The organism is Trinickia sp. NRRL B-1857 (assembly GCF_050470685.1).
Lineage (GTDB): Bacteria > Pseudomonadota > Gammaproteobacteria > Burkholderiales > Burkholderiaceae > Trinickia.
Window position 1 is genome coordinate 4447087 of record NZ_JBFLUK010000001.1, and the last position, 23149, is coordinate 4470235.

Here is a 23149-nt window from a genome sequence, read left to right on the forward strand (position 1 = left end):
GGGGGGAAGATTTTTTCATTCAAAGATTGCCGTATTGGAGATATAGGAAATAGGCTAATTTGAAGAATTCTTGCGATTAGTATTGATTCGAGGAAAATTTTTAGTCAATGCGCGTTCGGACCATGGCTGGCTCAATTACATGCGTGGGTTGTGCAAAGTGCCAAATAGTAGGATGGAGGCGTTGGATTTCTCATTTTATGCACGAGGTTTTGGGTATTCTTGAAGCGCCAAACAGGCATGCGAGCAAACACTGAGACCGGAGATGTCGATGAACATACGGGCCACTGCGACGGCGCGTGCCTACGCTTGGGGCATTCATGTCCTGACCGCCAGCGGCGTGATTTTCGGGCTTATGGCGATTCTTGCCGTTGAAGACCGCAATTGGCACGGTGCCATGCTTTGGCTATTCATTGCCTTGATCGTCGATGGCATTGACGGCCCGATCGCTCGAAAGATCAACGTGCAATCCGCGTTGCCCCGATTCGACGGCGGCACGCTCGATCTACTGGTCGATTACTTTACCTTCGTCATCGTGCCTGCCTTGCTGCTTTATCATTCGGCCTTGCTGCCGGCAACGGTACGGTTCGCCGCAGCGGCAACCATCTTAATGTCGGCTTTGCATCATTACTGCAATCGAGATATCAAGACGGAGGACGGGTATTTCGTAGGTTTCCCGGCGTTCTGGAACGTCGCGGTGTTTTATTTCTATCGATTTCCGCAGACACCTTCGATTACGGCTGCCACGGTGTTTCTATTGTGTGCACTGACCTTAGCGCCGATCAAAGTGGTGCATCCCATACGTGTCAAAAAATTCCGTGCGTTGAACGTGGCCGTCGCGCTGCTTTGGCTGGCCTTTGCGGGTATCGCGCTCGCGCTGCCGGATTTGAACGAGAGCTGGCTGTTGCTCGGAAACATACTGCCGCTTACTTACTTCGCGTGGATTAGCATTCGCCGTACCGTCGCCGGACCGGATTGGAGGGGCATAGAAACGAGCGCAGAGCATGCCGGCACAAAGCATGGCGTCTGATTCGATCGCGGCGGTGGAAGCCGATCTTCATAGGCAACGGCGCGGAAATAACTTTCCAACGACGATACGTTTGGCGGTGATCGGAGCCGGTTTCATGTCCCGCCGGCGGGTCCGGGCGTTCCTTGCCACCGGACGCGTGCAGCTTGTCGGCATTGCTGCGCGCCGCTTGTCCAGTGCTCAAACGCTAGGGGCCGAATTCGATTGCGGCGCCTGCTATGAGGACCCGCTTCGCCTTCGCGAATGCGCGCCCGATGCCGTGTTGATCGAAGTCCCGCACAGCGCGCAGGATGCATTGGCCTGTTGGACGATCGAACAAGGATGGCCGACGTTGATCGGAGGCCCCCTGTCCGGCTCCGTACATAACGGCGAACGGATTTTGCAACTCGCGCAGGCCAACAACGTTTTGGTCGAACTGGGTTTCGAGGCGCGCTACAAGGCCGTATGGGAAACCGCTCGCGAATGGATTCTCGCCGGCCGCATCGGCCGGCCGATCGCGATTCAATCGATCGCCTTGTGGGACGGGCATCCGGGCAGTTGGTATTACGACGAGGCGGCAAGCGGCGGCATGCCGTTGACTCATATGAGCTATGCGTTCGTCAATCCCTTGCGCTGGCTCTTTGGAAATCCGCTGCGCGTATCGGCATTTGCCAACCGTATCCGGCATACCGCGCTTCATCACGTCCGCGAAGAAACGTGCGTCGCCAATCTCTTGTTTCCGCACGAGATCGTCTGCTCGATGCTCGCGGGTTACGTGAAACCGGGCGGCGCCGAGTCCTGGCAGATCTCGATCGTCGGCAGTGAGGGCTTACTCGAGTTGCGTCCTACGGAAATGGATAACGGCAGCCTCTGTCTTTATCGCGGCAGCGAGGTCGAGGATCTGCACTTCGTCGATGCCCAAGACGCATTCGTTGCGCAAGCCAACGCCTTTCTTGACTCGATCGAAGGTAATCCGCGTTGCCGAAATCATCCCGATGACGCGTTGAACGACTTGCGCGTAACGTCGGCGATTGCAGACTCGGCGCGTGAGCATCGAACGATCGAGTTGTTTCGCCAAGCGGTGTCCTTGCCGTCCGCAAACGGCATACCGGCGTGAGTCGGCCGAAGCCGGCGCGAGGATCCCCGGCCGGCCCTCAGTGCGCCGTGGATTTGCGCTGGGCCTCGGCTGCTGCGGCGGCTTCCGGGTGATAGCCGAGCGACTCGGAGATGACGAGCGCCGTTTGGCTCAATTGCCCGAGCCACGAGTCTTGCAGCCGATCCGCCGGCGCCGATAACGACAAGCCGGCGACGAGCTTGCCGGTATCGTCGTAGATCCCCGCGGCAATACACCGCACCCCGAGTTCCAGTTCCTCGTTATCGCGGGCGCAAGCTTGCTGGCGGACCTGGCTCAATTCGCGTTCGAGCCGCGAGATATCGGTGATGCTGTTTTGGGTGTGCCCCGATAGGCCGGTGCGCATGGCATAGGCGCGCACGCGCGCCGCTTCGTCCGCGGCGAGGAACAGTTTGCCGACCGAGGTCAGGTGCAACGGCGCCCGTCCGCCGATCGCCCGCACGACCTGCATGCCCGAGCGTTCGGAGTAGGCGCGCTCGATATAAACGATCTCATCGCCTTGCCTGACCGAGAGATTGACCGTCTGTCCCGTCGCACGGTGCAACTCGCGCATCGGCGCCAGCGCGGCGTCGCGCACGGACAGGCGCGCTTTGACGAGGTTGCCTAGCTCGAGCAGCCGCATGCCTAGCCGGTAGGTGCCCGGGTCGGACCGATCGACCAACCGGCAGGTGACCATGTCGTTGAGAATGCGGTGGGCCGTCGACGGGTGCAGCTCGGTGCGAAGCGCGAGCTCCTTCAGGCTGACCGGGTCGGTGTGGGCAGCCAGGGCGTCGAGCAGGCGCATCATGCGTTCGATCACCTGGATCGACGTCTTGGAGTCCTGATTCGTCTCGCTCATTGGAAATCGATTGACGCGGCAATTAATGATGAACCCATTGTATCTCGTATTGTGAAAAAAGCGAACGCCGTTCGAATGCGTCCTCGGATCGCCGGTGCGCACTTTTTTCGACTTTTCGCGCCGCCAAGCGACGCAAACGTCGGATAATCCCCCTCATTTCGTTCACTTGTGGCCACCATGCGAGTCGGACTGTTCGTTACGTGTCTCATTGACCTGATGCGCCCGGAGGTCGGGTTTTCGGTCATCAAGCTGCTGGAGCAGGCCGGCTTCGAGGTTATCGTGCCGCCGGCTCAGACCTGTTGCGGGCAGCCGGCCTACAACTCGGGCGAGCGTCGTATCGCTCGCGACCTCGCCGAAAAGATGCTCCGCGAGTTCGAGCAATTCGACTACGTCGTGGTTCCCTCCGGTTCGTGCGGCGGCATGATCGTCGCGCATTACGGCGACTTGCTGCGCGACGATCCCGAGCTGATGGGCCGCTACGAGCGGCTCCGTGCAAAAGTCTATGAATTGACCGATTTCCTCGTCAATGTCGCGAAGGTGGAGTTGGCGCCCGGCTCGTTCGAGGGACCCGTCACTTACCACGATTCGTGCTCGGGCTTGCGCGAACTCGGGGTGAAAACGCAGCCGCGCGCCTTGCTCGCGCAGCGCGGCGTGGCGGTGACGGAAATGAAGGACTGCGAGCACTGCTGCGGCTTCGGCGGCACCTTCGCCGTCAAGTACGGCAACATTTCCACGGCGATCGTCGACGAAAAATGCGCCAACGTCCAGGCGAGCGGTACGGGCTGCGTCGTGCTGGGCGACCTCGGCTGCATGCTCAACATCGAAGGACGATTGCGCCGCTCGGGCGACACGTCCACGCGCGTACTGCACATCGCGCAAGTATTGGCCGGCGACGCCGAACGCTAAGCTGCGCCCATTCGAATCGAACCGATCGAGCCCCCTATGCAAGTTCAATCGATGCACTTCAAAGCGCGTGCGAAGGACAGTCTCAGCAATCCGCGCTTGCAGCAGAACCTGAAGAAGCTGTCGACGAAGTTCGTGTCGGCCCGGGCGACGGCGATGCACGCGATCGACTTTCCGACGACGCGCTCGGAACTGAAAGCGCGCCGTAACCGCGCACTCGAGAATCTCGACGTCTGGCTCGAGACGTTCGAGCGAGAAGCGTCCCGTCGCGGGACGACGGTTTTGTATGCGGAAACGACGAGCGACGCGGCGCGGCTCGTGGCCGAGATCGCGCGCAAGCACGACGTGAAGAAGGTCATCAAGACCAAGTCGATGGTGTCCGAGGAGATGCGGCTGAACGCGGTGCTCGGCGAAATGGGCGTGCAATCGATCGAGACGGATCTCGGGGAATACATTCTTCAGATCAACGACAACGAGCCGCCGAGCCACATCATCGCGCCCGTCGTTCATAAAGATAAAGAGGAAATCGCGGATCTGTTCGCGGCGACGCACGGCCGTGCGCGGCTCACGGAAATCCCCGACATGACGCGTGAAGCGCGCGAAGTTCTGCGTCCACACTTCTTGTCCGCCGACATGGGCGTGACGGGCGGCAATTTCCTCGTCGCCGAGACCGGCTCGGTCGCGCTCGTCACGAACGAGGGCAACGAAGGGATGTGCACGGTGATGCCGCGCGTGCATGTGGCCGTCACGGGTATCGAAAAGGTGCTGCCGACGCTGGAAGATCTGGCTTTGGCGATGCGGTTGTTGCCGCGCAGCGCGACAGGGCAGGTGACGGCCAACTACTTTTCTTTGCTGACCGGGCCGCGCGGTGAGGGCGATCTCGACGGACCCGAGCATATGTACGTCGTCCTGGTCGACGGCGGGCGCACGGGGCTCATCGGCGGAGCCTTTCAGGAGATGCTGCGTTGCATTCGATGCGGCGCGTGCATGAATCATTGCCCGGTCTATCAAAAGGTGGGCGGCCATGCTTATGGCTGGGTCTATCCCGGGCCGATGGGATCGGTCCTGACACCGAGCTATGTCGGGCTAGACAAGGCGCTCGATCTACCGCAGGCGGCGACGTTATGCGGCGAATGCAACGCCGTGTGTCCCGTGGGCATTCCGATCTCGGATCTGTTGCGTAAATTGCGCGAGAAGCAGGTGGAGCGGCGTTTGCGGCCCTTTTCCGAGCGCGCGGCGCTGGCGGTCTGGGGCTTCGTTGCCATGCGGCCGACCCTTTACGCACTCGTCGCAAAGTTGGCGGTGCGGGTACTCGAGCGCGCGGGCGGAAGCCGCCGGTCGATCGCGCATCTGCCGTTCGGACAAGGGTGGACGGCCACGCGGGAAATGCCGGCGCCGGTGGGACGTACGTTCCGCGAGCTTTACGCCGCGCAGCGCAGTCACCAAGGCTGAGAGAGACGGTCCGGCTGCGGGGCGCTTCATTGTTTATCGGAACGCAACGCTGAATTCGCTATTCCCGTCTTTGTCTCGATAGATTGTCTTTATAGAATACGTGCCATGGATGAGTGCGGGTGCGCGATCGGCGCGGACCCGCATCGAAAAGGGGCACGGATATGAGAACGACAAGATCGGGCTATCTTTCGCAGTATTGGCCGCTCGCACTGGCGATCGCATTGGCCGTGCTCGCCGTCTTGCGCGCGTATGGCGGCGCCGGTGCCGCGCGCGAGCCGTTGGCCGCGGAACAGGTCACGGCCGAACTCGCGCGCACCGTGTCATACGGCCTGATCGACGCGGCGCCGGCTCCGACGGCGTCGTCAGTGCGCCAACGCGTCGCGCCCCCGGCCGCTTCGCAAGCGTTGTGAGCGAGTCCTCCCCGATATAATGTCGCATTCGGCCCATGCGGCCTGGCGTCGCGGCGCCCATGCTGTGGAATCGATGAACACCGTCTCTATTTGCTTCGTTTGCCTCGGAAATATCTGTCGGTCGCCGACGGCCGAGGCCGTGATGCGAGCGCAGGTCGAAGCCGTCGGGCTGGCCGATCGTATTCTGATCGATTCGGCCGGTACGGGCGATTGGCACGTCGGCAAGGCGCCCGACGAGCGAGCGCAGCAGGCGGGGCGTGCGCGTGGCTACGACTTGGCGCCGTTGCGTGCTCGGCAAGTCGCGGCCGCCGATTTCGAACGCTTCGATCTACTGTTGGCGATGGACGAAGCCAACGTCCGCAATGTGCTGCGGCTGTGTCCGCCGACGCGCCGCGAGCGCGTGCGTCTGTTGATGGAATTTGCTCCGGCCGGCGCCGCACGCGAGGTGGCCGATCCGTATTTCGGCGGCGAGGAAGGATTCGAACAAGTCCTCGATCAGGTCGAGGCGGCGTGCGCAGGGCTGCTCGCCCATTTGCGCACGCGGCTCGCGTAGACGTAGGCCGCTGCCATGTTCGGTCCGGCACCAATACCCTGGCCCATAAAGGGGAGATACTTGACTAAAAACGTCATGTATTTATACTTGACCAAAATCGTCGAGAATTCTGGTTTTCCGTCCCTATGAGACTCACCACTAAAGGCCGTTTCGCCGTTACGGCGATGATCGACCTGGCCCTGCGCCAGGAGCAAGGTCCGGTGACGCTCGCCGGCATCAGCCAGCGTCAGCGGATCTCGTTGTCCTACCTCGAACAGCTGTTCGGGAAGTTGCGTCGCCACGAGATCGTCGAATCGGTGCGCGGGCCGGGGGGCGGTTACAACCTCGCTCGCCGTGCGCAGGAAGTGACGGTGGCCGACATCATCATCGCCGTCGACGAACCGCTCGATGCCACGCAATGCGGCGGCAAGGGTTCGTGCGAGGGCACGAAGCAGCACGACGGCCATTGTATGACGCATGAACTGTGGTCGACGTTGAACCAAAAAATGGTCGAGTACCTCGATTCCGTCTCGCTGCAAGATTTGGTCGATCAGCAGCGCGCGCGGGAAGGGTCGCCCGCGGTGTTGCGCGATAGACGCACCGAGAGTGCGGCCGTCGAGGCGGCGCGGGTCGTGCCGAAAGGACCGAATTCCGTATTCAATATCGCGAGTTCGTGAGCCGGCAACCGACGCAACGAACATAGAGCCATAACGATTTCCCCCGGAGCCATTGATGAGTAACGAGATGCCCCACCTGCCCATTTACATGGACTACAGCGCGACGACGCCGGTCGATCCGCGCGTGGTGGACAAAATGATTCCGTACCTGCGCGAGCAGTTCGGTAACCCCGCCTCGCGTAGCCACTCGTACGGTTGGGATGCCGAGCGGGCGGTCGAGCAAGCGCGCGAGGACGTCGCCGCGCTCGTGAACGCGGATCCGCGCGAGATCATCTGGACTTCGGGCGCGACGGAATCGGACAATCTGGCCATCAAGGGCGCCGCGCACTTCTACAAGAGCAAGGGTAAGCACGTCATCACCGTGAAGACGGAGCACAAAGCCGTGCTCGATACGTGCCGCGAGCTCGAACGCGAAGGCTTCGAGGTGACGTACCTCGACGTCAAAAGCGACGGCCTGATCGACCTCGACGTCTTCAAAGCCGCATTGCGGCCCGACACGATTCTCGTTTCCGTGATGTCGGTGAACAACGAGATCGGTGTCATTCAGGACATCGAAACGATCGGCGAGATTTGCCGCGAGAAGGGTATCGTCTTTCACGTGGACGCCGCGCAAGCCACGGGCAAGATCGAGATCGATTTGAGTCGTTTGAAGGTCGACTTGATGTCGTTCTCGGCGCACAAGACGTATGGCCCGAAGGGCATCGGCGCGCTTTACGTGCGTCGCAAGCCGCGCGTGCGGATCGAAGCGCAGATGCACGGCGGCGGTCACGAGCGCGGGATGCGTTCGGGTACGTTGGCAACGCATCAAATCGTCGGCATGGGCGAAGCATTCCGGATCGCCCGCGAGGAAATGGCGACGGAAAACGAACGCATTCGCATGTTGCGCGACCGCTTGCTGCGCGGCCTGACCCAGATGGAAGAGGTGTACGTCAACGGCGACATGGAGCGCCGCGTGCCGCACAACCTGAATATCAGCTTCAATTTCGTCGAAGGCGAATCGTTGATCATGGCGATTAAGGATGTGGCCGTGTCGTCGGGCTCCGCCTGCACGTCGGCTTCGCTCGAGCCCTCGTATGTGCTGCGTGCGCTGGGTCGCAACGACGAACTCGCGCATAGCTCGATCCGCTTCACGGTCGGCCGCTTCACGACGGAACAAGACGTCGATTACGTCATCAACCTGCTCAAGAACAAGATCGCCAAGCTGCGCGACTTGTCACCGCTGTGGGAAATGCATCAGGACGGCATCGATCTGTCGACGATCAAGTGGGCCGCGCACTGAGCGCTTGTGAACGCACACGCCAAACGAATCCAGGAGTTTGATCATGTCTTACAGCAACAAAGTTCTCGATCATTACGAAAACCCGCGTAACGTCGGCTCGTTCGCGAAGGACGACGACACGGTCGGCACCGGCATGGTGGGCGCGCCCGCCTGCGGCGACGTCATGAAGTTGCAGATTCGCGTGGGCGCCGACGGCGTCATCGAAGATGCGAAGTTCAAGACCTACGGCTGCGGCTCGGCCATCGCATCGAGCTCGCTCGTCACCGAATGGGTGAAGGGCAAGACGCTCGACGAGGCGCTGTCGATCAAGAATACGCAGATCGCCGAAGAGCTTGCGTTGCCGCCGGTCAAGATCCACTGCTCGATCCTCGCGGAAGACGCGATCAAGGCGGCGGTGGCCGATTACAAGCAGCGTCACGGCAGCGCGCAAGCGGCCGACGAGGCCAAGCAGCAAGTCGCGTAAGCGCACCCACGCATCATGGCGATCACTTTGACCGAAAAAGCCGCGCAGCACGTGCAGAAGTATCTTGTCCGTCGCGGCAAGGGGCTCGGGCTGCGCCTCGGCGTACGCACGACGGGCTGCTCCGGCCTCGCTTACAAGCTCGAGTACGTGGATGAGCTCGAACCCGAAGATCAGGTTTTCGAGTGCAACGGCGTGAAGGTCGTCGTCGATCCGAAGAGTCTCGCTTATATCGACGGCACCGAACTCGACTTCGCGCGCGAAGGGTTGAACGAAGGCTTCAAGTTCAACAACCCGAACGTCAAGGACGAATGCGGTTGCGGCGAGTCGTTCCGCGTATGACGCATAGGCGCCCAGCGTTCGGGCGAGAAGGCGGCGCAGGCCGCCTTTTTGTTTCTAGGCGACGCGCGTAGTGCCGCTTGCGGGCATGCTTTCAGCCCGAACGCGGCACGCTATTTCGGCGATTGACCCCATGTCCTCGATCCAAGACAGCCACTTCGATTTGTTTCATCTGCCGGCGCGTTTCGCGCTCGATTTGCAGGCGCTCGAACACGCGTATCGGACGGTGCAGGCCCAAGTCCATCCGGACCGCTTTGCCGCGGCCGGGGATGCGCAAAAACGCATCGCGATGCAGTGGGCAACGCGCGCGAACGAGGCGTACCAGACGCTGCGCGATCCGCTCAAGCGTGCAACGTATTTGCTTTCGCTGCGCGCGATCGATGTCGGTGCATCGGAAAACACGGCGATGGAGCCGGCCTTCCTAATGCAACAGATGGAGTGGCGCGAACGCGTGGAAGACGCGGCCGGCGCCCGAAACGTCGGCGAGCTGATGGCCTTGCTCGAGGAGTTGCGTGAGGACGAGCGCGTGCGCTTCGAGCGGCTTGGCGTACTGCTCGATACGGGCGCCGATCAACCGGCCGCCGAAGCCGTGCGGCAGTTGATGTTCCTCGAGCGGCTGGCCGGCGAGATCGCCCACCAAATCGAGCGGCTCGAACACTAAAGCCGGCTCGGTGGCGCGTGAAGCGCCCCGCGGCGCCGGTCTCGCGACACTGACGCAGGACGCCGAACTCGTGGCGGCAGGATAATAGACGTTCTCGTCGCAGTGGCGGCGAGGAACGAACTCATATAGATCAGAATGGCCCTACTGCAAATCTCCGAACCCGGCATGGCGCCCGCGCCGCACCAACGGCGGCTGGCCGTCGGCATCGACCTCGGTACGACGAATTCGCTCGTTGCCGCCGTTCGCAATAGCATTCCGGAGGCGCTGCCGGACGAGGAAGGCCGTGTGCTGCTGCCGTCCGTGGTCCGCTATCTGGAGCGCGGCGGCCGGCGTATCGGCCACGTGGCGAAAGAAGAGGCGGTACTCGACCCGCGCAACACGATCGTCTCGGTCAAGCGGTTCATGGGCCGGGGCAAGAGCGAAGTGGAGGGGGCCGAGAACGCGCCGTACGAATTCATCGATGCGCCGGGAATGGTGCAGATTCGGACGATCGATGGCGTGAAGAGCCCCGTCGAAGTATCGGCCGAGATTCTCGCCACGTTGCGGCAACGCGCCGAGGATTCGCTCGGCGATGAACTCGTCGGTGCAGTCATCACCGTGCCGGCCTACTTCGACGAAGCGCAGCGTCAGGCCACGAAGGACGCCGCTCGGCTTGCGGGCTTGAACGTCTTGCGGCTACTGAACGAGCCGACGGCGGCCGCGATTGCCTATGGCCTCGATCACGGCGCCGAGGGGCTCTATGCCGTCTACGATCTCGGCGGCGGCACGTTCGATTTGTCGATCCTGAAGTTGACGAAGGGCGTGTTCGAAGTACTCGCGGCGGGCGGCGATTCCGCGCTCGGCGGCGACGACTTCGACCACGTCTTGTATCGGCACGTCTTGGCCGAGGCCGGTTTGGCGCCGCAAGGGCTCGCCCCCGAGGACGTGCGGCTCTTGCTCGATCGCGTCCGCGGCGCGAAAGAGGCGCTGTCCGCCGCGCCGCAAGTCACGGTGGAAGCCTCGCTCTCCGACGGCACGCCGATTGCGGTGGAGGTTACGCAGGCGCGATTCGCGGAGCTCGTCCGCTCGCTCGTCGAACGCACCCTGGTGCCGACCAAGAAAGCGCTACGCGATGCGAAGATCGCCGCGAGCGACGTGAAGGGCGTCGTACTCGTCGGCGGCGCGACGCGTATGCCGGTCATACGCGAGGCCGTCCAAGCGTTTTTCGGGCAGCCGCCGCTGACCAATCTGAACCCGGATCAGGTCGTCGCGCTCGGCGCGGCGATTCAGGCCGATCTGCTGGCCGGCAATCGCACGGGCGACGATTGGCTACTGCTCGACGTGATCCCGCTCTCGCTCGGCGTCGAGACGATGGGCGGTCTGGTCGAAAAAATCATCCCGCGCAACTCCACGATTCCGGTCGCCCGCGCGCAAGAGTTCACGACGTTCAAAGACGGCCAAACGGCGATGGCGATCCACGTTGTCCAAGGCGAGCGCGAGCTCGTCTCCGACTGCCGGTCGCTTGCGCGCTTCGAGCTGCGCGGCATTCCGCCGATGACGGCCGGGGCCGCGCGCATTCGTGTGACCTATCAGGTGGATGCGGACGGGTTGCTGTCGGTTTTCGCGCGGGAGCAGCATTCGGGCGTCGAGGCATCCGTGGTCGTCAAGCCGTCGTATGGCCTCGCCGACGACGATATCGCCCGCATGCTCGAGGACAGTTTCCGCACGGCCGAAGTCGATATGCGCGCACGCGCATTGCGCGAGGCGCAGGTGGAAGCCGAGCGTTTGGTCGAGGCGACGCAGGCGGCACTCGTGGCCGACGGCGAATTGCTGGACGAACAAGAGCGCGCGCAAGTCGAACGCTCGCTCGAGCAATTGCGCGCGACGGCGCAAGGCTCGGATGCCGATGCGATCGAAGCGGCAACGAAAGCGCTCGCCGCCGAGACGGACGAGTTTGCCGCGCGCCGGATGAACAAGAGCATCCGTCAAGCGCTGACGGGCCGCAAGCTCGACGAAATCTAGCCCGGCGGCGCGCCGCTCTACAATGACAAGGCGAGCAGCGACGCTCGCCCCCTCGCACCATACAGTCAGAACGGAATTTCCTATGCCTCAAATCGTTGTCCTGCCTCACGTCGAACTGTGCCCGGAGGGGGCGGTGTTCGAGGCCACGCCGGGTGAAAGCATTTGCGATGCGTTGCTCGAACATGGGATCGAGATCGAGCACGCATGCGAAAAGTCTTGCGCTTGCACCACATGTCATGTGATCGTGCGTGAAGGCTTTCAAGCGCTCGAACCGTCGGAGGAGGACGAGGACGATCTGCTCGATAAAGCATGGGGCCTCGAGCCCACTTCGCGGCTATCGTGCCAAGCGCGCGTGCCTGAAGGCAAGGATCTCGTCGTCGAGATCCCGCGCTATACGATCAACCACGCGAAAGAGAATCATTAAGCGCTAGGATTGTCAGTACGAGTTTGGCAGTCGTTAGTTGTCAGTCAATAGGACTCTAGAGGAGGAGCAGCCATGAAGTGGACCGACGTACAAGAAATCGCAATGGCCCTCACCGACAAACATCCCGAGATCGATCCGCAGCAGATTCGTTTCACCGATCTTCATCGCTGGGTCATGGAGCTCGACGGCTTCAGCGACGATCCGAACCGCTCGAGCGAGAAGATATTGGAGGCGATCCAATTGGCTTGGATCGAAGACGCCGCCGAATGATGCATCGTTCGGCCGCGTGGGGCGGGTGAACACCCGCCCCGCATGAGCGCAAAAGGCGACCCGTTTATGAACAGGTCGCTTTTTTTACGTCCGGCTAAGGGAGGCGATGCGGCAGCCGGTGCGGCACGTTACGTTCCGGCCAACTAACCGGCCACAAGCGTGCCGCGCTCGATGTGCACGCGTTCGCCTTGTTGGAACGGCGGCGCTTGACGGTACGTGAAGTAGCGCAAGTGTCCGTTTTCCATCCGTACGCGGACTTGGTAGTCGGTTTCGCTACGCAAGTGCTTCTCGACCGAATTGCCGGCGAAGCCGCCGCCAACGGCGCCCAGTACCGTCATCGCCGTCCGGCCCGTGCCGCGTCCGAACTGATTGCCTAGGAGGCCGCCGGCCACTGCGCCGCCGACGGCGCCGATGCCGGTGCCGTGCCCTTCACGGCGAACCGTGACGATCGATTCGACGGTCCCGCAGCTCGCGCAATACGCCGACTGTCCGCTCGGCTGTTGGGATTGGGCGTAGGGCTGCTGGGCGAGCTGTTGCCCCGCCGGCACGCTCTGGCCCGGCGGCTGCTGTGCATAGGACGGTTGTCCGGGCTGGCCGGAATAGGGTACTTGGCCCGGTGCGCGCGGTGCGGCCTGCGCCTGCGTCGGGCTCGGCGGGGCGTTCTGCGCCACCTGCTGCTGATTCGGTGCGGCGGCCGGTGCGGCCGAATCGACGACGGGTTGCGATGCGACCTGCGCCGTTTGCGATTGATCGTTTTGAACGCTCGAACTCGACGCTTTCGGGAATACGCCGGTGATCGCGGCAGTGGCGGCGAGACTTGCGACGATGACGGTGCCCGCGGCGACCGCGATCAGCGGGTGCAGGCGGCGTGGCGATGTGGTCGGGTTGTTCATGACGTACCTCCGTCCAGACTGAAAGAGGCCTGTTCCTTGTGCGTGACGACAACGATAGTGTCCGTCATCGGATAGCTGTCGTCGTTTCAATTTGTAACGCGCAGCGCGTGCCGGAAACAAACGCTTCGGGCATCGACCCGGTGTCGATCCGTGCTGCCGCGCTGTTACAAGGGCCGGATCGAATGAAAAAAAGCCGTCCGCAACGGGGTTGCGGGCGGCTTTTACCGATCGTTACAAACTCGTTGTCGCGTCGACGCCTCAGTCCTCGCGGCGCAGATGCGGGAAGAGGATGACGTCGCGAATGCTCGGGCTGTCGGTCAGCAGCATGACGAGACGATCGATACCGATCCCGCAGCCGCCTGTCGGCGGCATGCCGTATTCGAGCGCACGGATGTAGTCGGCGTCGTAGTACATAGCTTCCTCGTCGCCGGCGTCTTTTTGCTCGACTTGCTTCTTGAAGCGTGCGGCCTGATCTTCCGGATCGTTCAACTCCGAGAAGCCGTTAGCGATTTCGCGGCCCGTGATGAACAACTCGAAGCGCTCCGTGATGCCTTCCACCGAATCGGACGCGCGCGCGAGCGGCGAGACTTCGACGGGGTAATCGATGATGTAGGTCGGCTCCCAAAGCTGGGATTCGGCCGTTTCCTCGAATAGGGCCAACTGCAACGCACCGACGCCCGCGTTCAAGAACGTGGGTTGCGTCGTATCGACGCCGAAGCGCTTCAGTTCGGTACGCAAGAATGCGGCATCGGCCAGTTGCGCGTCGGTGTAGTCGGGCGCGTACTTGCGGATCGCTTGCGTGATCGTCAGGCGATGGAACGGCTTGGACAGATCGAGCTCACGGCCTTGATAGACGATGTTGGCCGTACCGAGCGCATCGATCGCGGCTTGGCGGATCAATTGCTCGGTGAAGTCCATGAGCCACGTGTAATTCGTGTACGCGGCGTAGAACTCCATCATCGTGAACTCGGGGTTGTGCCGCGGCGACACGCCCTCGTTACGGAAATTGCGGTTGATCTCGAACACGCGCTCGAAGCCGCCGACGACCAAGCGCTTCAGATAGAGTTCGGGGGCGATACGCAGGAACATCTGCATATCGAGCGCGTTGTGGTGCGTCGTGAACGGCTTGGCCGCCGCGCCGCCCGGGATCGGGTGCAGCATCGGCGTTTCGACTTCCATGAATTCGGCGTCCGACATGAACTTGCGGATCGACGAAATCGCCTTCGTGCGCGCGACGAACGTGTTGCGCGCCTCCGGCGTGACGATCAGATCGACGTAACGCTGGCGATAGCGCGTCTCTTGATCGGAGAGGCCGTGGAACTTGTCGGGGAGCGGGCGCAGCGACTTCGACAACAAGCGCAATTCCGTGCAACGAACCGACAGCTCGCCCTTGTTCGTGCGAAAGAGCACGCCGCGGGCCGCGACGATATCGCCGAGATCCCACTTCTTGAACGCTTCGTACGTTTGTTCGCCGACGTCGGCCGGCGTCACGAAAAATTGAATTTGGCCCGAGCCGTCCCGCACCGTCGCGAAACTTGCCTTGCCCATCACGCGCTTGAGCATCATGCGGCCCGCGATGGCCACGTTCAGCGCCGTCGCTTCGAGCGCGTCTTTATCCGCCTGCTCGTACTGCGCTTGGAGTTCGCCCGCATGATGCGTCGGGCGGAAATCGTTCGGGTAGGCGATGCCCGCGTCGCGCAGCGCGCGCAGCTTCTCGCGCCGCTCGGCGATGATCTTGTTCTCGTCGACGGCTGCGTCGACGGTGGGGAGAGTCGATTCGGTCATGGTGTATCCGCTGCGCTTAAACGCCTTGCTTCAGGCTCGCGCTGATGAATTCGTCGAGGTCGCCATCGAGCACGGCCTTCGTGTTGCTGATTTCGACGTTGGTGCGCAAATCCTTCACGCGGCTCTGATCGAGCACGTAGGAACGAATTTGATGGCCCCAGCCCACGTCGGTCTTGCTCGACTCGAGCTTGTCTTGCTCGGCCTGGCGTTTGCGCATCTCGGCTTCGTACAAGCGCGATTTGAGCATCGCCATCGCTTCGGCGCGGTTGCGGTGCTGCGAGCGGTCGTTTTGGCACTGCACGACGATGCCCGACGGCATGTGCGTGATCCGCACGGCCGAATCGGTCTTGTTGATGTGCTGACCGCCGGCGCCCGATGCGCGGTACGTGTCGATACGCAAATCGGCCGGATTGATGTCGACTTCGATCGAATCGTCGATTTCGGGGTAGACGAACACCGACGAGAACGACGTATGCCGGCCGCCCGACGAATCGAACGGCGACTTGCGCACGAGCCGGTGAATGCCCGTTTCCGTGCGCAAAAAGCCGTAGGCGTATTCGCCTTCGACTTTGATCGTCGCGTTCTTGATGCCCGCGACGTCGCCTTCGGATTCTTCGAGCACTTCCGTCTTGAAGCCCTTGCGCTCGCAATAGCGCAGATACTGGCGCAGCAGCATCGACGCCCAGTCGCAGGCCTCCGTGCCGCCCGCGCCGGCTTGAATGTCGATGAATGCGTTGTTCGGGTCGGCCGGGTTCGCGAACATCCGGCGGAATTCGAGATCGGCGACGCGCGCTTCGATCTTTTGCGCATCGTCCTCGCAGGCGAGGAGCGTGTCGTCGTCGCCTTCCTCACGCGCCATGTCGAACAAATCCTGCGCGTCGCGCAGATCCGTGTCGAGAGCGGAGAGGGTCAGAACGACGCCTTCGAGCATCTTCTTTTCCCGGCCGAGGGCCTGGGCGTGCTTCGAGTCGTTCCAGACGTTCGGGTCTTCGAGTTCCTTGTTGACTTCAGCTAGACGCGCGAATTTGGCGTCGTAGTCAAAGATACCCCCGTAGCTCGCCTGCGCGTCGGCGCAGGTCTGCCAGAGAGCCTTCGATCGCGTTGAGGCGTTCGGCTTCCATGTCGATCTTTTTTGCGTCGTAAAAAGGAGAAATTATAGCCGATCGGCGGGCATCTTCGGCGCGTTCGGCACGGCGCGCGAGCCGTCGAGCCTTGAGGAATCGAGAAAGGAGCCGCAACGGCCCGGCATCGGGACTCGTATTGGAACTGCTCCGGGAGCTGGAATCGAAACTGAAATTGGCCCGATTATTAATCTAGTTTCATTTCTTGGGAATCGATAAATTATAATTCATTGAGTTTGCTCTAACATCGCCGTGCGCTTTCTAATCATTTCGTCTTTTGAGGGCGGGATTTTCGAGCGCTTCCGGCACTCAACGCAAATCTGTTTGACCAGTTGAATGCCTTTCGCTTTTTCATTCAGGCGTGGAGGGACGATGAGTGACTTGAAAGAATTATTGGCAAAAGGGGCTGTTAGGCCGGCCGACGAGGTTGCGGCTCCGTTCTTGTATATCGACGAGGCGATCGATAAAACAGGCGTACGCTTCGAAATTCCGCCTATCCCCGCCGGCTTCTTTCCGGCGGGGGCGAAAACCATGCAATGCTGCATGATGTTGCGTGTTCCTAACGGATCGTTCAGCGGGCTGGATGTCGCGGAAGGGGACGGCCCGCTTTTTGATGTCGAGAAAGATAAGGCCACGCAAGTCACGACCGCCGGCAAAGCATTTGAAAATGCGTTGTACGGGGCGGGAAATCAGGGCATGCACGAGGGTGTCGTCGATATCTATTACGGTTTCTTCGATACCGCAGAAGGCGGCGTCCTTTATTCGACGCCGACGCACGTCGAGGTGCATTTCCCGGCGAGTGGAAGCGCCGGTGGTTGATATCGCCAGCACCTGAACTTGCGAAACGGATGCCGCCAATAAAACGCAAAGCGTTTCAGTTTTCCATCGCATGTTCGACGATCAGTTGCACCCGTACCACGCCGTTCCAGCTATCGGCCGCTAGCCGATAGGCGACGTGCGCACGTGCCGGCAGCGATTCCGTGTGATTGAACCAGATCGCCTGGAAGCGCTGCCGCCCGCGGGCCAGTTGCAGCTTCAGATGCTTGTCCTTCACCAGCGACTGCGAGACGACGTCGAATTCGCCCGAGAACGTCGGGGCCGGGAAGCCCTGGCCCCAGACGGCCGCGTCGATCAATTCGACCACTTGCGGCGTGAAATAAGCGTCCTCCAACTCGCCGTCCGTCATCACGACGCGCGCGAGCGCATCGTCGTCGAGCCACTCTCGCGCCACCGTTTCGAACGCTGCGGCGAAGCGCGGGACGTCACCGGTCGCAAGCGTCAGGCCCGCAGCCATGGCGTGGCCGCCGAACTTGACGATAAGTTCGGGCTCGCGCTTGGCAATCAGATCGAGCGCATCGCGCAGGTGAAAGCCGGGAATCGAGCGGCCCGAGCCTTTCACGCAATCGCCACGTTCGTCGGCGAGCGCGAAGGTAAACGAGGGGCGGTGATACTTTTCCTTCAGCCGGCCGGCGACGATACCGATGACCCCCTGGTGCCAGCTTTCGTTGAAGAGCGTGATCGTTGCCCGGCCTTCGGGATCGAGCGCGGAAATTTCCTCGAGGGCCTGCTGTTGCATACCGGCTTCGATCTCGCGGCGCTCGCGGTTCATCGCGTCGAGTTGCTGAGCGAGTTCCCAAGCGCGGCCTACATCGTCGGTCGTCAAACATTCGATGCCCAGCGACATGTCCGACAGCCGTCCTGCGGCGTTTAGGCGCGGGCCCAGGGCGAAGCCGAGATCGAACCCGGAAGCGTTGCGCGCATCGCGGCCGGCGGCACGGAATAGGGCGGCAATGCCGGGCTGCATCCGCCCGCGGCGGATCCGCGAAAGCCCTTGCGCGACGAGCACGCGGTTATTGCCGTCAAGCTTGACCACATCCGCCACGGTGCCGAGCGCGACGAGATCGAGCAGACCGTCGAGCCGGGGTTCGGCCATCCCTTGGGCGAACGCGCCGCTGTCGCGCAGCCGCGCCCGCAATGCGAGCAGCACGTAGAACATGACGCCCACGCCGGCGATGCATTTGCTCGGAAACGCGCAGCCCGGTTGGTTCGGATTGACGATCGCGCGGGCGGCGGGCAGCGTATCGCCGGGTAAATGGTGGTCGGTGACGAGTACGTCGATGCCGCGCGCGTTGGCCTCCGCAACGCCATCGACGCTGGCGATACCGTTATCGACTGTGATAAGCAGGTCTGGTTTGCGTTCGGCAGCCAGGGCCACGATTTCCGGCGTGAGCCCGTAGCCATATTCGAAACGGTTCGGCACGAGGTAGTCGACTTGCGCGCCGAACATGCGCAGGCCGCGCACGGCGACGGCGCAGGCCGTGGCGCCGTCGCAGTCGTAGTCGGCCACCACAAGCAGGCGTTTGCGTTGTGCGATAGCGTCGGCCAACAATCGTGCGGCGTCCTCCGTGCCTTTCAATTGCGCGGGCGGCACGAGGCGCGTGAGCGCGGTTTCGATCTCGTCGGGCTGACGCACGCCGCGTGCGGCGTAAAGCCGGGCCAGGATCGGGTGTAGGCCGTGGCGGATCAGCGCGGTTTCATCGGCGGGCGAGCACGTGCGGGTGACGATTCGAGTCATGCGAGCAAGGAGTCGAAAAAAGACGAGCGGCGAAGCAGGCCGGATGGCTTCAGGCGATAGCGGCGGGCAGGGGCATGGCCGCCCCGCAAGGGGGCGACGGCGAGGCGCACCTGCCGCGTCACTCGAACAGCGACGGCAGAACGCGCCGACGCCAGAATTTGCGCAAATCGCTGCGCGTCGCGGCGAGCGTGACCGAGCCGGTATCGCCCGCCAGCGTCAACGTGAGTGCGCCGATTTGGCCCGCATCGAGCGCTTCTAGCGCGGGGGCGAACCACTCGTGCTCGAGCACGCCGAGCGCGGATTGCCAGGCGGCCCAATCCTGCGCGATGAAAGGCGCCGTGAACGGGCTTAGCTCGACGAGCGTCGTGCCGGGGCCAAGGGGCGGCATCGCCTTGAACGAGGCGGGCGCCGTGGCGTTTTCGACGGCGGCGGCCAGCGCCAGCCCGCGCGTGGCGGGCGCATCGGAGAGGACGCGCGCGAACGGGCTGCGTACCGGCTGCGCCGTTCCTTGTGCGTGAAGCCAAATGGAATTGACGGCGGGCAAGCCGCGCGCCTCGCGCGTCTCGTTGACCGGATGCTGGAACCAACCCATCTGGACTTCGTTTTGCAGCTTCATCCACATGCGCGAGCGTTGCCCGGAATGGGCATCGTGCGGCAGCCAGATCTCGATGCTGCGGCCGCTGGCGCGTAGCGGCGAGGCGCCCGCGAGCTTGCCGAGCGCGTCGCCCGAGAGGTACCACCGGCGCGCGCTAGGCGCCTCGATACGCACGCCCAGTTCCTCGATCAACGGCCGGGCCACGGCGAGCAGGGAGGCGGCGTCGTCATCGGTCAAATCGAGCGCCGATGGATCGATGAGCACGAGGTGGTCATGCGCAATGCGTACGTGCACGGGTTCGACGCAAGCCCACTCGTCGGTGCCCGGCATGCCGCCGTCGGCGAGTAGCATATAGGGCGCGAGCGGCGCCTCGTCGGCCGCGCTCGATTCGACGGCGCCGAACTGGCGGGCCACCCAGCGCTCGTGCGGCAGCGTGCGCTGGAAGTCTTCGCCCGTCACGCGCTCGACGAGCGAGGCGCGCGCAAGCAGTTTATCGAGCGCCGGGCTGCGCAACTCGTGCAGCGCGCTTGAGGCATTGGCCGCCGCGGGCAGCGCGAACGGCAACAGGAGATGAAGACGGTTGGAATGCATGATGGTGCGCATTGTATGGCAAACCTACGCACCATTGCGGATCAAGGACTTACAGACGGGCGTGTAGCAGGCGGTACAGGTTGGTGGTACAGCAAGTACAGAGGAAAGATAGTAGCACGCAGTCGATGACGTGGGCCGTGGTACCGTTGCGTGATACACTAGTACTCTTTCTACATCCTGCGAGATCACCGTGGCGGTTTTCAAGCGTACTACCAGTGCAGAGAAACATGCGCAAGCAGCAGAAAAGGCCGGAGCGAAAGCGAAAGCCCTAGAAGCCAAAGCTGCCGAAGCACAGCGCAAAATAGAGCGCCTGGAAACCGAGCACTTCGCTATCGCGGAAGGGGTGCGCGACGGCAAAGAACAGCAAGCGGCAATCCGTCAGGGCGTGAAGGCGGCCGTAGAGACTGTCCCGATGCCCGTCCGGTTGGAGGTTAGTCAAGTCAAGGCGCTAAAGATCCTGGCCGCGATGCAGGGGACTACCGCGAGCGCAATCATACGTGGTTGCATCCACGACGAGCTAATCGAAATGTACGGTCACTTGCCGGGATTCGCCGCCGCGTTGGAGGCTGCTGGGGTGCGCGGACTGTAAAACGTTAAAGGGCGCGAGCCCTTTAATTTTCCCTTGCATGTAGAAAGAGTTCGTAGGTAATATTCGGTTCGTTGTAGAAAGAGTTCGTATGTATCACATCCCGGCGCGGCGGCTAGGATCGGGAAACGACTTTTGTACCAAGCGACATGGTCACGGCCTACCAGTCCGGCGCGTAAGTCCTAGCAATAGGCGAAAACGGAATAAAGAGTCGGGGGCTCGGAGAGGAGTCCCATTCGAAAGGATGGGAAATCAATGAGCGGACGGATGGGGCAGGGAAATAGGCTTAGCGTTCGTCGGGATATCAAACCGCATGCCGACAGGCCCGGGGAGGTGTCCGAAAGCGAACTTCGGTTCGTCAAGGCGATTCCGTCGAGTCGCTTGGATCAACCGAGCAGACTACAACGAGGACAGACCATGCACTTACAACACGCAGCACACATCCGCCTCGCACTCGCTACAGTGGCGTTTTCAAACACTGGTCGCGACGAGGATCACTCGACATTGAATGAACAAAACGCAGCTCAGTGGGCTCGGAATGGCCGCGAGTATTTGCGCCGCGCTCCCGAGGCGTCGATAGATCCGTGCGCGATCGGGGCCGCGAATCTTTCTCGCCTCCGATATCGGATTCTCGCCCTTGCGCGAATGCTCGATGAGGCGGAGGAGCAATACACGCGCTTGGACGCCGCTCTATACGCTGGCTGACAGTTCGTTATTGCTTCAACCACGCATCCGAAGAATAGCTAATCTACAAAGCGAAACTCCGGCTAGAGCGATGAGGAAGCTTACGATAAACATCGTCGTGACGAGGATGGTCGCATTGCCATATATTCCGACTTTGTTGCATAAGTCGAAAAGCGGCTGAAATGCTGCCCAGCCCCGGCCGTACAGAAACCAGTCGTTAATCGCTGGAGTGTTAGCGAGGCCGAGGTAAATCGGAAGCGTTAGCAACACGGCCAACACTACGACTATTATACGATTCTTCATTGAACCGTGACCGTCCCGTAGTAGTCGACATTCGTCCCTGGAATCTTCGCCGTCTTCTGCTTTAGCAACCAGTTCCGCAAGACGTAAAAATTATCGACGCTTGGTAGGGTGATGCAACCCTCGCTTATGCCCCAGTAGCCAACCGGGTGCAAGCGGAAGTTTGCACGGCGAACACCGTTCACGACGAGGGAGTCTCCCACGGGAGGAGTCATGGTGTAGAGCGCAAACCAGTCCGCTCGATGAGTCCCGCTCACCGTGTCCTCGATCTTTTCTATTTCCTGGCCGTGGCGCCCTCCCGACTGGCGCGCAACAATGTAGTACTTCCCCTTCGGTATGGGACCATCCTTCGGTACGGCCGTGGATTCCGGGTTATTGATGTATCTGCCGTTGCCTGAAAACGCCAGTATGCTGCCGAGATCGAGGCAATCGAGCGTTGAAAGACGCTTCCCGTTCAATCGGAAAAAGCATGCTGCGGGCATATACACTCCGAGAGATGTGTGGCCGACGATTATGCCACAATGGGTTATATAGCGATTATATTTGCATGCCTGGGAGCTGTTTTACTTACGCTAATAGATAGAAGGCTGACCATGACACACGGCGAGATGCGGGCGCTGATTCACAACCAGATGGCGGAGACCGCCCGCCTGAGTGCGCAGCAGGTGGAGATGAGGAGTGGGGCGCTCACTCAACGAGTTATGTATAACCCGTTCACCTATGCTGCGGGGCTTTCCCTCTTGGTGCCCCTGCTGGCCAAGTACGTTATCCCTTGGATGCTCCGGTAGGAAGCTGACCGGCCTTCGCGCTATTTCTTGAGATTGGGGCGTAACTTCGCCAGCACTGAGGTTCGCTCTTGATCGAGTTCGGCCTGTGTCCGCTCCCTTGGGGCGGGCTTGCCGAGCCGTGTGCGGAACTCATCAAGAGGTAAGCGGGGGCCTAAACCAGCCGCCGCAAGGCCGATCTGCTCGTCAAAGTCATCACCAAATATCTGTCTGAGCCGTGCGAACCGGAGCTTTGCTCGGCGCTGTCGCTCAACTTCCGGGTCGATAACACGTCGCACGGGGCGGGCAGCGTAAGCGTACTTGCCGAGGATTTTCGGTTCGTCGAACTTACCGGAAACGGCATATCCGCCCGTGGCGAAGTTGTCGCGCACCTCAACACACGCCAGCTTGTACTCGGTCTTAGTGCGTGCCCACTCGCCGAACCTTGCGGACGCGTCGGCCAAGCCTATATAACCCGCACCATACACTTCCGATCCGGGCAATAGCAGCGGATGAAGGTGTCGGTAAGTCTGCCGCTTCACGACGCGATCTATCGTGGGTTGGGACACGCCGAACAACTGCGCCAACATGACGGAGCCAAAGCGCGGGCTTCGGGGAATGTGTACCGCGCGGATGACCAGTACGTCCTGGTCCGTCAGCTTCCGCTCGTTCGTAAGGTCAAAGGTTTTCGACATCCATCGATTCTACCCAATGCCGATATAACGCGGAAGGCATTTATGGGTATGGGTTTGGCGGCCGTTTGGTGGAATGTTGTCTGCATTGGGGAGAGAACGATCACTCGAACTGCTCACAGCATTTCGCAATCTAAAACACTACACAGACCAGATGGAGCAGAAACCATCCGTGCGGTAGC

General features: G+C 61.6%; 24 protein-coding genes. 16 read left to right on the forward strand and 8 right to left on the reverse strand.

Features of this window, described 5'->3' with window-relative positions:
- The first annotated feature begins 268 nt into the window (after positions 1-268).
- Entirely contained in the window at positions 269-1027 is a 759-nt protein-coding gene (locus AB1286_RS19795) for a CDP-alcohol phosphatidyltransferase family protein (protein ID WP_430364859.1), read from the forward strand.
- The gene (locus tag AB1286_RS19800) at positions 1017-2120 is read left to right on the forward strand and encodes a Gfo/Idh/MocA family protein (protein WP_430365129.1); all 1104 of its coding nucleotides are present in this window, start codon (positions 1017-1019) and stop codon (positions 2118-2120) included. The genes AB1286_RS19795 and AB1286_RS19800 overlap by 11 nt, the downstream gene beginning before the upstream one ends.
- Before the next feature lie 37 nt (positions 2121-2157).
- On the opposite strand, the gene AB1286_RS19805 is transcribed toward AB1286_RS19800, so the two are convergent.
- Entirely contained in the window at positions 2158-2973 is an 816-nt protein-coding gene (locus AB1286_RS19805; protein ID WP_430364860.1) for an IclR family transcriptional regulator, read from the reverse strand.
- A gap of 177 nt (positions 2974-3150) precedes the next feature.
- Here AB1286_RS19805 and AB1286_RS19810 point away from each other — a divergent pair, with 177 nt between their 5' ends.
- The 12 genes from AB1286_RS19810 to iscX all read left to right on the forward strand — a co-directional run bounded on the left by AB1286_RS19810 (position 3151) and on the right by iscX (position 12381).
- Positions 3151-3879 (forward strand): (Fe-S)-binding protein, encoded by a 729-nt coding sequence (locus AB1286_RS19810; RefSeq protein WP_430364861.1) that lies wholly within the window; start codon positions 3151-3153, stop codon positions 3877-3879.
- A 36-nt stretch (positions 3880-3915) separates the two neighbouring features.
- Positions 3916-5328, forward strand: a complete 1413-nt coding sequence (locus AB1286_RS19815; RefSeq protein WP_430364862.1) for a lactate utilization protein B — start codon at positions 3916-3918, stop codon at positions 5326-5328.
- A gap of 161 nt (positions 5329-5489) precedes the next feature.
- Positions 5490-5738, forward strand: coding sequence for a hypothetical protein (locus AB1286_RS19820; protein WP_430364863.1), 249 nt, complete (start codon positions 5490-5492; stop codon positions 5736-5738).
- A 73-nt stretch (positions 5739-5811) separates the two neighbouring features.
- Positions 5812-6291, forward strand: coding sequence for a low molecular weight protein-tyrosine-phosphatase (locus AB1286_RS19825; RefSeq protein ID WP_430364864.1), 480 nt, complete (start codon positions 5812-5814; stop codon positions 6289-6291).
- 125 nt (positions 6292-6416) lie between these two features.
- A complete protein-coding gene (iscR, locus tag AB1286_RS19830) occupies positions 6417-6947 on the forward strand; it encodes a Fe-S cluster assembly transcriptional regulator IscR (protein ID WP_430364865.1) in 531 nt (176 codons plus the stop codon).
- 55 nt (positions 6948-7002) lie between these two features.
- Entirely contained in the window at positions 7003-8226 is a 1224-nt protein-coding gene (locus AB1286_RS19835; RefSeq protein ID WP_430364866.1) for an IscS subfamily cysteine desulfurase, read from the forward strand.
- A 43-nt stretch (positions 8227-8269) separates the two neighbouring features.
- Complete coding sequence (iscU, locus tag AB1286_RS19840; protein ID WP_102643551.1) at positions 8270-8689, forward strand: Fe-S cluster assembly scaffold IscU; 420 nt, start codon at positions 8270-8272, stop codon at positions 8687-8689.
- Between the two features lie 15 nt (positions 8690-8704).
- Positions 8705-9028: an iron-sulfur cluster assembly protein IscA gene (gene iscA, locus AB1286_RS19845; RefSeq protein WP_116135920.1), complete on the forward strand. Its 324-nt coding sequence runs from the start codon at positions 8705-8707 to the stop codon at positions 9026-9028.
- A 130-nt stretch (positions 9029-9158) separates the two neighbouring features.
- Positions 9159-9686, forward strand: coding sequence for a Fe-S protein assembly co-chaperone HscB (hscB, locus tag AB1286_RS19850; protein WP_430364867.1), 528 nt, complete (start codon positions 9159-9161; stop codon positions 9684-9686).
- 135 nt (positions 9687-9821) lie between these two features.
- Positions 9822-11687: a Fe-S protein assembly chaperone HscA gene (gene hscA / locus AB1286_RS19855; RefSeq protein WP_430364868.1), complete on the forward strand. Its 1866-nt coding sequence runs from the start codon at positions 9822-9824 to the stop codon at positions 11685-11687.
- A gap of 82 nt (positions 11688-11769) precedes the next feature.
- Entirely contained in the window at positions 11770-12111 is a 342-nt protein-coding gene (gene fdx, locus AB1286_RS19860) for an ISC system 2Fe-2S type ferredoxin (protein WP_430364869.1), read from the forward strand.
- Between the two features lie 72 nt (positions 12112-12183).
- Positions 12184-12381, forward strand: a complete 198-nt coding sequence (iscX, locus tag AB1286_RS19865; RefSeq protein WP_430364870.1) for a Fe-S cluster assembly protein IscX — start codon at positions 12184-12186, stop codon at positions 12379-12381.
- 143 nt (positions 12382-12524) lie between these two features.
- Here iscX and AB1286_RS19870 read toward each other — a convergent pair whose 3' ends face one another.
- The 3 genes from AB1286_RS19870 to prfB all read right to left on the reverse strand — a co-directional run bounded on the left by AB1286_RS19870 (position 12525) and on the right by prfB (position 16180).
- Entirely contained in the window at positions 12525-13274 is a 750-nt protein-coding gene (locus AB1286_RS19870) for a glycine zipper 2TM domain-containing protein (protein WP_430364871.1), read from the reverse strand.
- 258 nt (positions 13275-13532) lie between these two features.
- Positions 13533-15059: a lysine--tRNA ligase gene (gene lysS / locus AB1286_RS19875; RefSeq protein ID WP_430364872.1), complete on the reverse strand. Its 1527-nt coding sequence runs from the start codon at positions 15057-15059 to the stop codon at positions 13533-13535.
- A 16-nt stretch (positions 15060-15075) separates the two neighbouring features.
- A protein-coding gene (gene prfB / locus AB1286_RS19880; RefSeq protein WP_430364873.1) for a peptide chain release factor 2 occupies positions 15076-16180 on the reverse strand; the annotation gives its coding sequence in 2 pieces (ribosomal slippage) (positions 15076-16098 and positions 16100-16180; 1104 coding nt in all).
- A gap of 372 nt (positions 16181-16552) precedes the next feature.
- On the opposite strand from prfB, the gene AB1286_RS19885 reads away from it, so the two are divergent.
- A complete protein-coding gene (locus AB1286_RS19885) occupies positions 16553-16999 on the forward strand; it encodes a hypothetical protein (protein ID WP_430364874.1) in 447 nt (148 codons plus the stop codon).
- A 55-nt stretch (positions 17000-17054) separates the two neighbouring features.
- On the opposite strand, the gene recJ is transcribed toward AB1286_RS19885, so the two are convergent.
- Both recJ and AB1286_RS19895 read right to left on the reverse strand, forming a co-directional pair.
- Positions 17055-18755 (reverse strand): single-stranded-DNA-specific exonuclease RecJ, encoded by a 1701-nt coding sequence (recJ, locus tag AB1286_RS19890; RefSeq protein ID WP_430364875.1) that lies wholly within the window; start codon positions 18753-18755, stop codon positions 17055-17057.
- A gap of 118 nt (positions 18756-18873) precedes the next feature.
- Complete coding sequence (locus AB1286_RS19895; RefSeq protein WP_430364876.1) at positions 18874-19953, reverse strand: regulator; 1080 nt, start codon at positions 19951-19953, stop codon at positions 18874-18876.
- Positions 19954-20131: 178 nt separating this feature from the next.
- On the opposite strand from AB1286_RS19895, the gene AB1286_RS19900 reads away from it, so the two are divergent.
- On the forward strand, positions 20132-20530 hold the full coding sequence (locus tag AB1286_RS19900) for a hypothetical protein (RefSeq protein WP_430364877.1): 399 nt from the start codon (positions 20132-20134) through the stop codon (positions 20528-20530).
- A 980-nt stretch (positions 20531-21510) separates the two neighbouring features.
- On the opposite strand, the gene AB1286_RS19905 is transcribed toward AB1286_RS19900, so the two are convergent.
- A complete protein-coding gene (locus AB1286_RS19905) occupies positions 21511-21993 on the reverse strand; it encodes a DUF2778 domain-containing protein (protein ID WP_430364878.1) in 483 nt (160 codons plus the stop codon).
- Between the two features lie 326 nt (positions 21994-22319).
- The gene (locus tag AB1286_RS19910; protein WP_430364879.1) at positions 22320-22970 is read right to left on the reverse strand and encodes a hypothetical protein; all 651 of its coding nucleotides are present in this window, start codon (positions 22968-22970) and stop codon (positions 22320-22322) included.
- Positions 22971-23149 lie beyond the last annotated feature (179 nt).

Coding starts and splice junctions, on each gene's coding strand:
- hscB (WP_430364867.1), top strand. CDS start 9,159: ATGTCCTCGATCCAAGACAGCCACTTCGATTTGTTTCATCTGCCGGCG.
- AB1286_RS19795 (WP_430364859.1), top strand. CDS start 269: ATGAACATACGGGCCACTGCGACGGCGCGTGCCTACGCTTGGGGCATT.
- fdx (WP_430364869.1), top strand. CDS start 11,770: ATGCCTCAAATCGTTGTCCTGCCTCACGTCGAACTGTGCCCGGAGGGG.
- iscX (WP_430364870.1), top strand. CDS start 12,184: ATGAAGTGGACCGACGTACAAGAAATCGCAATGGCCCTCACCGACAAA.
- AB1286_RS19905 (WP_430364878.1), bottom strand. CDS start 21,993: ATGCCCGCAGCATGCTTTTTCCGATTGAACGGGAAGCGTCTTTCAACG.
- AB1286_RS19895 (WP_430364876.1), bottom strand. CDS start 19,953: ATGCGCACCATCATGCATTCCAACCGTCTTCATCTCCTGTTGCCGTTC.
- iscA (WP_116135920.1), top strand. CDS start 8,705: ATGGCGATCACTTTGACCGAAAAAGCCGCGCAGCACGTGCAGAAGTAT.
- iscU (WP_102643551.1), top strand. CDS start 8,270: ATGTCTTACAGCAACAAAGTTCTCGATCATTACGAAAACCCGCGTAAC.
- AB1286_RS19885 (WP_430364874.1), top strand. CDS start 16,553: ATGAGTGACTTGAAAGAATTATTGGCAAAAGGGGCTGTTAGGCCGGCC.
- AB1286_RS19815 (WP_430364862.1), top strand. CDS start 3,916: ATGCAAGTTCAATCGATGCACTTCAAAGCGCGTGCGAAGGACAGTCTC.
- AB1286_RS19820 (WP_430364863.1), top strand. CDS start 5,490: ATGAGAACGACAAGATCGGGCTATCTTTCGCAGTATTGGCCGCTCGCA.
- AB1286_RS19805 (WP_430364860.1), bottom strand. CDS start 2,973: ATGAGCGAGACGAATCAGGACTCCAAGACGTCGATCCAGGTGATCGAA.
- hscA (WP_430364868.1), top strand. CDS start 9,822: ATGGCCCTACTGCAAATCTCCGAACCCGGCATGGCGCCCGCGCCGCAC.
- iscR (WP_430364865.1), top strand. CDS start 6,417: ATGAGACTCACCACTAAAGGCCGTTTCGCCGTTACGGCGATGATCGAC.
- recJ (WP_430364875.1), bottom strand. CDS start 18,755: ATGACTCGAATCGTCACCCGCACGTGCTCGCCCGCCGATGAAACCGCG.
- AB1286_RS19825 (WP_430364864.1), top strand. CDS start 5,812: ATGAACACCGTCTCTATTTGCTTCGTTTGCCTCGGAAATATCTGTCGG.
- AB1286_RS19810 (WP_430364861.1), top strand. CDS start 3,151: ATGCGAGTCGGACTGTTCGTTACGTGTCTCATTGACCTGATGCGCCCG.
- AB1286_RS19910 (WP_430364879.1), bottom strand. CDS start 22,970: ATGTCGAAAACCTTTGACCTTACGAACGAGCGGAAGCTGACGGACCAG.
- lysS (WP_430364872.1), bottom strand. CDS start 15,059: ATGACCGAATCGACTCTCCCCACCGTCGACGCAGCCGTCGACGAGAAC.
- AB1286_RS19870 (WP_430364871.1), bottom strand. CDS start 13,274: ATGAACAACCCGACCACATCGCCACGCCGCCTGCACCCGCTGATCGCG.
- AB1286_RS19835 (WP_430364866.1), top strand. CDS start 7,003: ATGAGTAACGAGATGCCCCACCTGCCCATTTACATGGACTACAGCGCG.
- AB1286_RS19800 (WP_430365129.1), top strand. CDS start 1,017: ATGGCGTCTGATTCGATCGCGGCGGTGGAAGCCGATCTTCATAGGCAA.